The following is a 12,319-nucleotide window of genomic DNA, read 5'->3' as shown; positions in this document are numbered from 1 at the left end:
GTTCAGACGGCGGATCAGCGCGTCGAGTGACCTGCTGCAGCACCAGACGCCGCCGCCGGCGACTCCCAGCGGTAGTCGGCCTCGTCGAAGCGACGCATCCGCCCGATGTAGGCGGTCGTCGATCGCGGCCAGTTGGTGGTGTTGCGGCCCTGGGAGTCGAGATACCAACTGCGACAGCCCTGACTCCACACGGTCTCGGCCAACGCTGTCTCCATCTCCTCGACGAATCGCTGCTGCACCTGTGGCCGCACCTCCACCGCCGCCGCGCCGGTACGCCGCAGCGCCTGCACCATCTCGACGACCCGACGCATCTGCGCTTCGAGCATCAGGATGATCGAGTTGTGGCCCAGGTTGGTGTTGGGTCCGTACAGCAGGAACATGTTCGGGAACCCGGGCACGGTGAGCCCGAGGTGAGCGCGCGCGCCATCGCTCCACGTGTCCGCCAGCGTCGCCCCGGCCCGTCCGGTCACGGAGATGCCGTGCAGGAAACCCGTTGCTGCGAAACCGGTTCCGTAGATGATGGTGTCCACGTCGTGGACAGTGCCGTCGTCGGTGCGGATCGCCGACGCGCTCACCTCGGCGATCGTGGAGGTGACCACCTCGACGTTGGGTGCCGACACCGCGGGCAGGTAGTCGTTGGAGATCAACACCCGCTTGCAGCCCACCGGGTGATCGGGGGTCAGCGCTGCGCGCAACTGCGGATCGGGCACCTGGGCGGCGCGGTGCTGATCGGACACCCACCGCACCGCCTGCAGCAGCGCCGGGTAGCGGGTGAACCCCACCCCGCGGGGTTCGAGGATGGCGTAGGTGAACCAGCGCGGGATGCGTTGCAGCGCAGGCGCTCTGCTGAACAGACGCCGGACTGCGGTGGGGTAGGGATAGTCGGTCTTGGGGATGATGTGGGGTGCTGAACGCTGGAACAGCACCACCTTCTCGGCCTCGGTGACCAGGTGTGGCACGAACTGGATGGCCGAGGCCCCGGTCCCGATCACCGCTACCCGACGTCCGGCGGGAGAGAAGTCGTGATCCCACTGTGCGGAGTGGAACACGTTGCCGCGAAACGACTCCACTCCGGGCAGGCTCGGGATAGACGGTTGGCTCAGCTGCCCGCATGCGAACACCAACAGGTCGGCGTGGCGGGTGGAGCCGTCGGCGCAGTGCACCGTCCACCGGTGCGCGTCGTCGTCGTAGGAGGCGGCGCTCACCTCAGCGCGCAGCGTGATGCGGTCGGTCAGCCCGAACTTCTCGGCGCAATCCTGGAGGTAGGCCAGGATCTCGGGCTGGCGGGCGAAACGCCGCGTCCAGTGAGGGTTGGGGGCGAAGGAGAACGAGTACAGATACGAGGGCACGTCGCAGGCCGCGCCGGGATAGGTGTTGTCACGCCAGCACCCGCCCACGTCGTCGCCGCGTTCGAGGATGCGCACGTCGCGCACTCCGGCGCGCAGCAGCGACACGGCCATTCCCAGACCGCCGAACCCCGCGCCCACCACGATCGCCGACTGCGGTCCTGTGTTCGTCATGCCTGCTCCCTGTCGATCACGATTTCTCGACCATCCTGCGTCGATGGTGGCATGCGCGCTCTCGGCGGGGCGGGCGTTCTGGTGCGTCGGCGTCATCAGGCGTGGTGGTCCGATCGAGTCCACCGCAGGTGCAGGCAACGACGGGGGTCGCCATCGACTGGGCGAGCTGGGCTATCGTCAGCGCGCACATCGATACCGTCGCGCGATCTCGTCAGGGGAGTGGGCCATGAGTGAGGCATATGCCGCCCGGCAGCCCGAACACGCCCCGGTCGACATCTCGGTGCCGGAGGTGCTCGGCGGCCGTCCACGGCTGCCCGCCGACGACCCGTTCCACCAGCCGCCGGTCGGGTTCGAGTCGATGCCGTTGGGCTCGGTGCTGCGTGCCCGCGAGGTGCGAGTCGCGTTCTTCGGGCTGGTGCCGCAGCGGGTCCGCGCGACCCAACTGTTGTTCCGCACCAGCGGAGCCGACGGCGAACCGATGGCGGCGGTCACCACCGTGCTCACCCCGACCGGCTCGGCTGCGCAACCGGGGTCACGGCCGGTCGTGTCGTACCAGTGCGCCATCGATGCCATCACCTCCCGCTGCTTCCCGTCGTATGCGCTGCTGCGTGGGGCCGTCGCCTTCGGGGCGTTGGCCCAGGTGGAGTACCTGGTGATCGCCTCGCTACTGGCCCGCGGATGGGCCGTGGCCATCCCTGATCACGAGGGGCCACAGGGCCTGTGGGGGATGCCACGGATGCCCGGGTACATCACCCTCGACGGTCTGCGGGCCGCGGTCGCCCATGACGGACTGGCCGTGCACGCCGACGATCCGATCGCGTTGTGGGGGTACTCCGGCGGCGGGCTGGCCAGCGCCTGGGCAGCCGAGCTGTGGGCGCACTACGCCCCGGAACTGAACGTGGTCGGCGCCGTGTTGGGGTCGCCGGTCGGAGACCTGGGCAACACGTACTCGCGGCTCAACGGTGGACTGTTCTCCGGCCTGCCCGCCATGGTGGTCAGCGCCCTGTCGCAGGTCTACCCGGACCTTCAGCGGGTGCTCGCTGAGCATGCCACCGCGCGCGGTCGAGCCCGGCTGCAGCGACTGAGTCGGATGACCACGGTGGAGGCGGTGCTGCGGTTCCTTTTCTCCGACATGGGTCGCATGTTGGACCGGCCACTGACGGAGATCCTGGCGCTGCCAGAGGTGCGGGCGGTGTTCGAGGCGATCCGGCTGGGGCGATCCATCCCGCAGATGCCGGTGCTGGTCATCCAATCCGCCACCGACCTGATCATGTCGGCAGGCGACATCGACGACCTGGTGCAGACCTACCGCGACGGCGGCGCCGACGTCACCTATCACCGCGAACCGCTGGGTGAACACATCCTGCTGCATCCCATCTCCACGCCGTTGGCGCTGCGCTGGCTCTCCGATCGTTTCCGCGGTCGATCCACCGACGCGGATCGACGGGGGTCGGGCCCTGCCTGGCCCACCGTCCTCACCCCGACCGGGGCACGGGGACTGCTGACGTTGGCCGGGGTGGCGGTTCGAGTGGCCACCGGTCGCACCCTGTCGTCTCACTGATCGGGATCAGCGCGTCCGTCTCGGGTGTTTCGGGCGCTCTCAGCAGATCCACATCAGGCCGGGGTGGCATTGCGCGCGCAAACGCAGCACTCTGGGAACCGGTGTCGGTTGGCAACCGACTACTGAATCGGGTCCAGGTGAGGAGTTGATCGCAGATGACGCGGCAACACGAGCGCTCACGCCTCGATCGGGAGCTCGCGGCCATCGAGCGTTCGGTGCTCGACGACATGCATCTCGGTCGGCGGCGCCTGCTGCTGGCCGCGGTCGACGGGGCGTTGGTGGTCTGTCTGATCATGGCGGTGGGCAGCATCGCTGACAGTGCGCGTACCGACGGCCAGATGTGTGGTCTGGCCATCGCGGGTACCGCGGTCGGGTCGTTGGCTGCGCTGCTGACCGCCGTCGGGGTGGTTCACCCGCGTTTTCGCGTCTGCTGGATGGCTGCGGCCACCTCAGCTGTCGGCACCTTCCTGTTGCTGCTGGGCTTCTGGTCGCTGCGCACCGGTCCGGCCGCGCACCTGGCGACCCCGTTGCTGGCGGCTACCGGCTGCACCCTGCTCGTCGGTGTCGCCTGGGTCGGACTGATGCTGGCCCCACTCTCGAGTTCCCATCCCGACGCTCGCCGAGCCCCCGACACAGCGGGGCCAGCGCACCCGAACAGGAGCGACATCTAGATGGCCGTCACCGGCAACAATTCGAAGCCTTCGATCCCCAGGGGCCCCAAGCCCAATCGCGGGAAGTCGATCAGCCCCGCAGCCGCCGAGCGGCGGCGCACGATGACCATCCGCATCGTCGGCACGCTGGTGGTGGTGGTGATCGCGGTGGCCGTGGGCATCGGGTTGATCGCAACCAAGAGCAACAAGGACGCCCAGGGCGGCAAGACCCCCACGGTGGTCAGCGCCGACGGCGGGTTCGTCGTCAAGAACGCCGCGACCACGGTCCCTGGCCGCCCGCCCGTACCGGCCAGGGCGACGCTGACGGTCATCGAGGACTTCCAGTGCCCGATCTGCAAGGACTTCGAGGCCACCTACGGCGACGCGATCACGCAGCTGCAGGTCACGCCTGGGCTGACCATCGAATACAAGCCGATCGCATTCTTGGATCGGGCCTCGACGACGGAGTATTCGACGCGGGCGGGGAGCGCATCGTTGTGTGTCGCCGAGGCGACTGCGGGTAGCGGCAACTACGACACCTGGCTGAAGTTCCACAACGTGCTCTATGCCAACCAGCCCGCAGAGAACTCCGCTGGACTGCCGAACTCGAAGCTCAAGGAACTCGCCGCCTCCGCCGGCGCGCCTGCGTCGGTCAACTCCTGCATCGACAACGTCGACTACAAGAAGTGGTTGGCCCGCCAGACCGCGAAGGTCCTGCCGACGATCCAGGGGACACCGACGTTGTTGCTCAACGGCAAGCCGCTGCAGACCACCGATGCTGCGGGCAACCCGCTGCCGCCGGCCGACCTGATCACCACGATCACCGCCGCCGCGAAGGCCACGCCGTGACGCTCACCGACACCCCCACCCCGCCCGACCCCGAGGTGGTGTCCGGCGACGACGACCAGGTCGAGACCGACTGGCTACCCGGTCGAGTGACATCGCTGGTGGTGCTGCTGCTGGGGGCCATCGGCTTGCTGGCTGCGGCCACCCTCACCATCGAGCGTTTCGAGATGCTCAAGGACCCCGGTTACCGGCCCAGCTGCAGCATCAACCCGGTGCTGTCGTGCGGTTCGGTGATGGTCACCGAGCAGGCGTCGTTCTTCGGCTTCCCCAACCCGCTGATCGGCATAGCGGCGTACTCGGTGGTCATCGTGGTCGGAGTGCTGGCACTGAGTGGGGTGCCGATGCCCACGTGGTTCTGGGGCGGCCTCACCGTCGGCAGCGCGCTGGGCATGGTCGGGGTCGGGTATCTGATCACCCAGAGCATCTACCGCATAAACGCGCTGTGCCCGTACTGCATGGTGGTGTGGACCATCACGCCCATCCTGTTGGTGCTCTCGGCACGGATCACCGCGCGGCTGTCGGGAAACGTTGCCGCGCAACGATTCACCGAGTGGCTGTGGCCGGCTCTGATCGTGTTCTACACCGTGGTGATCCTGCTGATCGCCAACCATTTCTGGTACTACTGGTCAACCTTGCTCTGACGAGCCCGTGCGTGTTTGTGGTGGGCCGGCCCACCACAAACACGCACGGGGCGATCAGCCAGTTTCGGTGACGTCGGCGTGGTACGCCCGTACCAGGTCATCGCGGGCCCGAGCCACGCGTGAGCGGATGGTGCCCACCGGGCAGCCGCACACGTCGGCGGCGTCGGCATACGACAGGCCCAGGAACTGGGTCAGCAAGAACGCCTCGCGACGGGTGGGTTCCAGCTGGTTGACCAGCAGATCCCACTCGACCTGTTCCTCGTAGCGATGTGCCACCGGCAACTCGACCACCGCATCGGCGCCCGACCCGAATGCTGATGGTGGCCGGGCGCGATCGTGGCGCACCTGGTCGACCACCACGCGCCGGGCGATCGACAGCAGCCACGTTCGGGCGGTGGACCGACCCGAGAACCGGGGCAGCGCGCCGATGGCGCGGATGTAGGTCTCCTGGGTCAGATCGTCGGCACGACCGGCGTCGGAGAGATAGGTCACGAACCGCCAGACATCGGCCTGAGTAGCCTTGATGAAGGCCTCCAGGGCAGCGCGGTCACCGCGGGCAGCCGCAAACGCCAAGCTGGTGACGTGCTCGTCATCGGCGGCGTCGGCTCTCACGAGTGCCACGCTAGCGCGCCAAGCCGTCGAGAATCGAACCGCAGCCGGAACCGAACGGCCTGCGACTCCGACTACTCGAGTGGACGGTTGTCGATCGCCGCAGCACCCGGGGATGGCCGACCCGCACCGAACACAGGAGAGACATGACCAGCATCACCGGCGACGCGCTCGTTCGACCGGACACCGTGGGTTCGCGACCGGGGTCCCGCCGAGTCGAACTCGAGGTGTCCGGGATGACGTGTGGGTCGTGTGCGGCGCGGGTGGAACGCAAGCTGACGAAGGTCGACGGGGTGAAGGCCTCGGTCAACTACGCCACCCGCATCGCCACCATCGACGCCGATCCGGCGATCAGTACCGATGAGCTCGTAGCCGTGGTCGATCGCGCCGGCTTCGGCGCCGCCGAACGTGTCGGAGTCGGTGCCACCCATTCCGATCCCGACCGCGACCACGCCCGCACGCTGTTCCGTCGACTGGTGGTCGCGCTGATCCTGTTCGTGCCCTTGGCTGACCTGTCGATCATGTTCTCCGCGGTCCCCGACACCCGCATCCCCGGATGGCAGGCCATCCTGATCGCGCTGGCCGCCCCGGTGCTCACCTGGTGTGCATGGCCGTTCTATCGGGTGGCCGCCCACAACCTGAAGGTGGGCGCCTTGAGCATGGAGACACTGATCTCCCTCGGCGTGCTGTCGGCGGCCGGGTGGTCGCTGTACACGATGTTCGGACCCGGCCTCGACGGTGACAACGCACCCGACGGGGTGTGGGACGCCATCACCTCCAGCAAGTCGATCTACCTGGAGGTGGCGGCCGGGGTGACGGTGTTCGTGCTGGCCGGGCGCTATTTCGAGGCCCGCGCCAAATCGACTGCCGGGGGTGCGTTGCGGGCGTTGGCGGCGATCAGTGCCAAAGAGGTGTCGGTCCTGTTGGGCGACGACAGCGAGATGCGTATCCCGGTGGCCGAACTCAAAGAGGGCCAACGGTTTGTGGTGCGTCCGGGCGAAACCATCGCCACCGACGGACTCGTCGTCCAAGGCGCCGCCGCGGTGGACATGAGCGCGATGACCGGTGAGTCGCGTCCGGTCGATGTCGCTACCGGGGCCAGTGTCGTGGGAGGCACGGTCTCGTTGAACGGGCGGTTGATCGTGGAAGCCGCTGCGGTGGGCCCGGACACCAAGTTCGCGGCGATGATGCGGCTGGTCGAAGACGCACAGTCGGGGAAGGCCGCGGTCCAGCGGCTCGCCGACCGCATCTCCACGGTGTTCGTGCCGGCGGTGATCGTGTTGGCGCTGCTCACGCTGGCCGGGTGGGTGCTCGCAGGGTCGGGTCTGCAGTCGGGGATCTCAGCGGCGCTGGCGGTGCTGGTCATCGCGTGCCCGTGTGCCCTGGGGCTGGCCACGCCCACCGCGCTGATGGTCGCCTCGGGTCGTGGGGCGCAGTTGGGCATCTTCCTCAAGGGGCATCAGGCGCTGGACGCGTCGCGGCAGATCGACACCGTCGTGTTCGACAAGACCGGCACCCTGACCAACGGTGAGCTGACCGTGGTGGACATTACTGTGCGGGAAGGTTTTTCCCGTGACGAGGTGATGGCGTCGGTGGCTGCGGTGGAGCGCGCCTCCGAACACGCAGTGGCTCAGGCGATCGCCGACAGCGTCGACGATGACGCCATCGATGTGCTGGGCGCGGTGGCTGATTTCGTGGCCGCGCCCGGTCAGGGTGTATCGGCTGTGGTGGGTGGCCGCCAGGTGGCGGTGGGCTCGCCGCGGTGGATCAGCGCCTCGCGCATGGTGCATGCAGATCTGGCGCGGGCTCGACGCCGCGGCGAGGAGGCCGGGCACACGGTGGTCTACGCCCGCATCGAGGACGAGGTGTGTGCTGTCATCGCCGTCGCTGATTCGGTGAAAGACGACGCGGCCCAGGCCATCACCGAGCTGCACCGGTTGGGTTTGCGTACCCTGCTGGTCACCGGCGACAACACCGTCGCCGCCGAATCCGTTGCGGCACAGGTGGGAATCGATGAGGTGATCGCGGAGGTGTTGCCCGAGGGCAAGGTCGAGGTGATCGAGGAGTTGCGGGCCGCGGGTGCCACCGTGGCCATGGTGGGCGACGGCATCAACGACGGGCCCGCGTTGGCCACCGCCGATCTGGGGTTGGCCATCGGGCGCGGCACCGACGTGGCCATCGGTGCGGCCGACATCATCCTGGTGCGCAGCGCGCTGATGACGGTGCCCGAGGCGCTGGGCTTGGCACGGATGACGCAGAAGACTATTCGTACCAACATGATCTGGGCGTTCGGCTACAACGTCGCTGCCATCCCGATCGCCGCCGCCGGGTTGTTGAACCCGCTGATCGCCGGCGCGGCGATGGCGTTCTCGTCGTTCTTCGTCGTCAGCAACAGTCTGCGCATCCGCGGCTTCGCGCGCCGTGCGGCACCGGGCCGCGGGCGCACCGACCGCCCCAACGTCTACGCACCCGACTACTTCGACGACCACCGCACCGTCTGACCGTCGGTTGGGCGCTAATCCCCGTCGGTTGGGCGCTAAACCCCGTCGGTTGGGCGCTAATCCCCGTCGGTTGGGCGGAAAAGCTGTGTCATCTCGCGTCTCGGGTGTGATCCTGGTCGGGATGGCGGTCCACGTAGTCCTGGCCGGTGAGACGTTGAATGGCGGCCATCAGCTCATCCGTCGCTGCCCGCCACGCCGCCGGGTCGTCGGCTGCCGCGCGCCACGGTTCAAGACAGATCGGCTCGCCGATCGTGATATCGACACGACCGCGGCGCCAACCGCGTACCCCTGGCCGATCCACGGAATCGGTGCCGCAGATCCCGACTGGCACCACCGGATGACCTCCCGGCAAAGCCACCCGCATCACGCCGGTTCGGCCACGCCACAACCGGCCGTCAGGGGACCGCTTCCCTTCGGGGTAGATCGCCCAGACCCCGCCATGCGCCAGGATCTCGCCTGCAGTGCACTGTCTGCGCTACCGGAGCCGTCGCGGGAGATCGGGATCTGCCCGGTCGCGCGGCACAGCCGTCCGTAGAGCCGCGCTCCCACGCCACAGCACCTGCGTGACGCCGCGGGCGCCGGCCAGGCCGGAACGCTCGGGCTGCCTTCCCGCGGCCACCGATGCCGGTGGCGAAGTCGACGATGAAGGGACGACTGCCCTCGAGAGGTGCGACGAGGCACACTGCGTCGTTGCCGAGCGTCGCTCGTCCCGCACCGGATGCCGCGACGCTGGGGCCCGAGACGTTGAACACCAGGCCCACGACGCCGTGCCGGGTGAACGAGCCACGGTACGCCGCCAGCATGCCGATGTGGTTGCTGCCACGGACACCGACCGCGGCGATACCCGACATGGTGGCGTCCTCGGCCACGGTCTCAGCGGCCAGCTCGGCCGCGACCTGTCCGAAGCCACCCTGCGCGTCGAGGACCTTGACGACGCCCATTTCACTGACCCACTGCGGGTCGGCCACCGGGTCGATGCCGCCTGCACGGATCCGGTCGACGTACATGGGCAGCAGCCCGACGCCGTGCGAGAAGTGACCGCGGGCATCCGCGTCGATGAGCACCCGGGCGACGAGAGCAGCACGCCGCGGCGCCACGCCTTCGGCGCACAGTGTCGCGGTCACCAGCTCAGTGAGGTTGGCCAAGACGATGACCGGATCTTGGACCGCCGACGCGGCGGGATCTGTGGGCGGCTCGACCTCGACCTGCCGGTCGGCGGCTGCAGCGAGCTGCTCGTCGGCGGTGACGAGAAGCACTGCTGCTCCGCCACCGGCGAGCTCGTGCACCTCGGAGATCGAGGCTCCTGCAGGCGCCGTGCCGGCGTCGACGACGATCGCCCCAGCTGGAGCCGAGGTTGCCGACCCTGTCGAGCTCGACTGTGACCAGCCCTCGCGGGGTGCGGGGGGCGATGCGTCGCGACGTGCTCGCACCCACCGAGATCAGCCCGTACTGGGCCTGCCGGCGGCCACTCAGTGTCTCGACGAGCGATGCCGCAACGTCACGAGTTGGGCATCGCAGCGCGACCACCTCGCCGGGCTGCGCGTGCGCGGTCAGACCGGGCACGACGATGGACTCGTTCCCGGTCGGTCCCTGCGCGACGATGAGATCGGTGATGTGGATCCCGCCACCGGCTCTGCCGGATGACCGCGCCCCCCGAGAGCGCTCATCAGTTCTTCGGTTCGAGGAACTCGAGGCGATTGCCGAGCTTGTCGAAGGCGTAAAACCGCTCGTGGCCAGGGAAGTTGTCGTCCCACGTCACCTCATGCCCTTGGTCCTCCAGCCGGGCGGCCAGGCCATGGATCGAGGACACGAGGATGCCAGGGTGAGCCTTCTTGGCCGGGCTGAAGTCCTGCTCGACGCCAAGGTGCACCTCGAGTCCCCCGCCGCGGAACCAGCACCCGCCTCTCGCGGCCAGCACGGGCGGCTTCTCAAGTTCGGTCATGCCGAGCACCTCTCCCCAGAACTCGCGGCACTGGTCCTCGGCGCCCGCGGGAATCGCGAGCTGGACGTGGTGAAGCCCCTCGAGGCTGTAGTCGTTCGTGGTCATCTTCGAACTCTCCTTGTGATGGGTGATCAGAACTGCGTCAGGAAATGGTCTGGGTGGTCTGGCCCGTCCAACCGCTCGCCTTGACGGTGAAGTGCATGGCACCGACTCCTTCCTGTGCTCTCGCCAGCGCCTCGGCGACGGTGTCACCCAACGCACACACATGTGCTGCTCTGGCGAACGAGCCGGTGACGCCCTCGAGGCGATCACCGATGTCGCGAAGCACGTCGGCAAATAAGATCGTCCGACGGGTGACTTCGGCACGTTCGACGGGGGATTTCGGCACGGTCGACGCATCGAAGAAAGAGAAAGGGGCCTCCGAACACTGCCGGAGACCCCGATCTCAGCGCGGAGGATAGGGGATTTGAACCCCTGAGGGCGTTAACCCAACCCGCGTTCCAGGCGAGCGCCATAGGCCACTAGGCGAATCCTCCAGTACGGGCAAGCATAGCCGCGCTCCCCGAGCGGCACCAAAAGTGCGCTGGTCATCGCCGAGTGTGTGCCGGTCAGGGGGGACGTCTACACTCGACCTCGGATCCCGCGCGGCGTGCATCCTGTGAACTCCCCCAGGGCCGGAAGGCAGCAAGGGTCAACGGGCTCTGACGGGTGCGCGGGGTCCTCTTCTACGTCTCGATCGCAGGGGTGACCAGGGAAGGCCCGCGTGAACTATCACTCGATGAGCCCCGCCGAGCTCGCCAGCACACGCGCAGACCTTCACGACAAGTACGACGCCCTGCGTGCGGCCGGTCTGTCTCTCGACCTCACCCGCGGTAAGCCGGCCCCCGACCAGCTGGACCTGTCCAACGGGCTGTTGGCGCTGCCTGGCGTCGACGACTATCGCGACGCGACCGGTGCCGACTGCCGCAACTACGGCAACCTGCTCGGGCTACCCGAGCTGCGGGCCATCTTCGGTGAGCTGTTGGCCGTCCCGGCCGATCAGCTGGCCGCCGCCAACAACTCCAGCCTGCAGTTGATGCACGACCTGACCGTGTTCGCGATGCTGCACGGCACCCCCGACTCGACGCAGCCGTGGGGCCGCGAACCCATCAAGTTTCTGGCGCCCGCTCCCGGCTATGACCGCCACTTCGGCATCTGCGAAACCCTCGGCATCGAGATGATCACCGTCGACATGTTGCCCGACGGTCCCGACGTGGTGGCGTGTGCACGACTGGCCGCTGCCGACCCGTCCATCAAGGGCATCTGGTTGGTGCCCACCTACGCCAACCCCACCGGTGCGGTCACCAGCCGCGATGCGCTCAAGGCGCTGCTGGAGATGCCCGCAGCACCCGACTTCCGCATCTACTGGGACAACGCCTACGCGGTACACACCCTCACCGACACCACCCCCGAGCCACTGCCCATCCTCGACATGGCGCAGGCAGCGGGAAACCCCAACCGCCCGTACGTGTTCGCGTCCACCTCCAAGATCACCTTCGCCGGCAGCGGTGTCTCCTTCCTGGGTACCTCCGCGCAGAATCTGGCGTGGTACGGCAAGCACATGTCCTATGCCAGCATCGGCCCGGACAAGCTCAACCAGCTGCGCCACGTCCGGTTCTTCGGTGATGCCGACGGCGTGCGCACCCACATGGCCAAGCATCGAAACCTGTTGGCGCCCAAGTTCGCATTGGTGTCACAGATCCTTGAAGACCGCCTCGGTGACGCCAAGGTGGCGTCGTGGACCGACCCCGAAGGCGGCTACTTCGTCAGTCTCGACGTGATCGACGGGACCGCCTCAACCGTGGTGAAGCTGGCCAAGGACGCCGGAATCGCCTTGACTGCAGCGGGTTCCACGTTCCCCTACAAGCGTGACCCCAACGATCGCAACATCCGGTTGGCCCCCACGTTCCCCACCCTCGACGAGTTGGGTACCGCGATGAACGGGGTGGCCACCTGTGTCCTGTTGGCGGCAGCAGACAAGCTGCTCGCCGGCCAGACCCGCTGAGCCTG

12 protein-coding genes, 1 tRNA gene and 1 other RNA gene are annotated in these 12,319 nt (G+C 67.9%); 7 read left to right on the top strand and 7 right to left on the bottom strand.

The window, feature by feature from the left end:
• Positions 1–14 precede the first annotated feature (14 nt).
• Positions 15–1,520 carry an NAD(P)/FAD-dependent oxidoreductase gene (locus tag KIK15_RS10735; RefSeq protein ID WP_214244244.1) on the bottom strand — a complete coding sequence of 502 codons (1,506 nt, stop codon included), beginning with the start codon at positions 1,518–1,520 and terminating at the stop codon, positions 15–17.
• A gap of 226 nt (positions 1,521–1,746) precedes the next feature.
• On the opposite strand from KIK15_RS10735, the gene KIK15_RS10730 reads away from it, so the two are divergent.
• From KIK15_RS10730 to KIK15_RS10715, 4 genes are all read left to right on the top strand, one after another.
• Positions 1,747–3,081, top strand: coding sequence for a lipase family protein (locus KIK15_RS10730; RefSeq protein WP_214244243.1), 1,335 nt, complete (start codon positions 1,747–1,749; stop codon positions 3,079–3,081).
• Between the two features lie 155 nt (positions 3,082–3,236).
• Positions 3,237–3,752 carry a hypothetical protein gene (locus tag KIK15_RS10725; protein ID WP_214244241.1) on the top strand — a complete coding sequence of 172 codons (516 nt, stop codon included), beginning with the start codon at positions 3,237–3,239 and terminating at the stop codon, positions 3,750–3,752.
• A 102-nt stretch (positions 3,753–3,854) separates the two neighbouring features.
• Positions 3,855–4,580: a thioredoxin domain-containing protein gene (locus KIK15_RS10720; RefSeq protein ID WP_214244239.1), complete on the top strand. Its 726-nt coding sequence runs from the start codon at positions 3,855–3,857 to the stop codon at positions 4,578–4,580.
• Complete coding sequence (locus KIK15_RS10715; protein WP_214244237.1) at positions 4,577–5,218, top strand: vitamin K epoxide reductase family protein; 642 nt, start codon at positions 4,577–4,579, stop codon at positions 5,216–5,218. The genes KIK15_RS10720 and KIK15_RS10715 overlap by 4 nt, the downstream gene beginning before the upstream one ends.
• A gap of 54 nt (positions 5,219–5,272) precedes the next feature.
• Here KIK15_RS10715 and sigC read toward each other — a convergent pair whose 3' ends face one another.
• Complete coding sequence (sigC, locus tag KIK15_RS10710; RefSeq protein ID WP_214244235.1) at positions 5,273–5,830, bottom strand: RNA polymerase sigma factor SigC; 558 nt, start codon at positions 5,828–5,830, stop codon at positions 5,273–5,275.
• Between the two features lie 143 nt (positions 5,831–5,973).
• On the opposite strand from sigC, the gene KIK15_RS10705 reads away from it, so the two are divergent.
• The gene (locus KIK15_RS10705; protein WP_214244233.1) at positions 5,974–8,328 is read left to right on the top strand and encodes a cation-translocating P-type ATPase; all 2,355 of its coding nucleotides are present in this window, start codon (positions 5,974–5,976) and stop codon (positions 8,326–8,328) included.
• An 88-nt stretch (positions 8,329–8,416) separates the two neighbouring features.
• Here KIK15_RS10705 and KIK15_RS18895 read toward each other — a convergent pair whose 3' ends face one another.
• From KIK15_RS18895 to KIK15_RS10680, 5 genes are all read right to left on the bottom strand, one after another.
• A complete protein-coding gene (locus KIK15_RS18895) occupies positions 8,417–8,752 on the bottom strand; it encodes a lysophospholipid acyltransferase family protein (RefSeq protein ID WP_374222849.1) in 336 nt (111 codons plus the stop codon).
• A complete protein-coding gene (locus KIK15_RS10695; RefSeq protein ID WP_214244231.1) occupies positions 8,724–9,758 on the bottom strand; it encodes an Ldh family oxidoreductase in 1,035 nt (344 codons plus the stop codon). Before KIK15_RS10695 ends, KIK15_RS18895 begins: the two co-directional genes overlap by 29 nt.
• Before the next feature lie 236 nt (positions 9,759–9,994).
• Entirely contained in the window at positions 9,995–10,375 is a 381-nt protein-coding gene (locus KIK15_RS10690; RefSeq protein WP_214244229.1) for a glyoxalase, read from the bottom strand.
• Between the two features lie 37 nt (positions 10,376–10,412).
• The gene (locus KIK15_RS10685; protein ID WP_214244227.1) at positions 10,413–10,658 is read right to left on the bottom strand and encodes a hypothetical protein; all 246 of its coding nucleotides are present in this window, start codon (positions 10,656–10,658) and stop codon (positions 10,413–10,415) included.
• 63 nt (positions 10,659–10,721) lie between these two features.
• Positions 10,722–10,806 (bottom strand) — tRNA-Ser (locus KIK15_RS10680).
• A 96-nt stretch (positions 10,807–10,902) separates the two neighbouring features.
• On the opposite strand from KIK15_RS10680, the gene ffs reads away from it, so the two are divergent.
• Both ffs and KIK15_RS10670 read left to right on the top strand, forming a co-directional pair.
• An RNA gene (gene ffs / locus KIK15_RS10675) (signal recognition particle sRNA small type) lies at positions 10,903–10,997 on the top strand.
• A gap of 36 nt (positions 10,998–11,033) precedes the next feature.
• Complete coding sequence (locus KIK15_RS10670) at positions 11,034–12,314, top strand: aminotransferase class I/II-fold pyridoxal phosphate-dependent enzyme (RefSeq protein WP_214244225.1); 1,281 nt, start codon at positions 11,034–11,036, stop codon at positions 12,312–12,314.
• Positions 12,315–12,319 lie beyond the last annotated feature (5 nt).

This window comes from Williamsia sp. CHRR-6, assembly GCF_018474015.1.
Classification (GTDB): Bacteria; Actinomycetota; Actinomycetes; order Mycobacteriales; family Mycobacteriaceae; genus Williamsia_A.
Note: the sequence above shows the minus strand (reverse complement) of the source record. Positions and strands in the feature narration are given on the sequence as shown.

What these genes read in the sequence shown, in the direction of transcription:
- KIK15_RS10735 (WP_214244244.1), bottom strand. Translation starts at nt 1,520, where the DNA reads ATGACGAACACAGGACCGCAGTCGGCGATCGTGGTGGGCGCGGGGTTC.
- KIK15_RS10730 (WP_214244243.1), top strand. Translation starts at nt 1,747, where the DNA reads ATGAGTGAGGCATATGCCGCCCGGCAGCCCGAACACGCCCCGGTCGAC.
- KIK15_RS10725 (WP_214244241.1), top strand. Translation starts at nt 3,237, where the DNA reads ATGACGCGGCAACACGAGCGCTCACGCCTCGATCGGGAGCTCGCGGCC.
- KIK15_RS10720 (WP_214244239.1), top strand. Translation starts at nt 3,855, where the DNA reads ATGACCATCCGCATCGTCGGCACGCTGGTGGTGGTGGTGATCGCGGTG.
- KIK15_RS10705 (WP_214244233.1), top strand. Translation starts at nt 5,974, where the DNA reads ATGACCAGCATCACCGGCGACGCGCTCGTTCGACCGGACACCGTGGGT.
- KIK15_RS10690 (WP_214244229.1), bottom strand. Translation starts at nt 10,375, where the DNA reads ATGACCACGAACGACTACAGCCTCGAGGGGCTTCACCACGTCCAGCTC.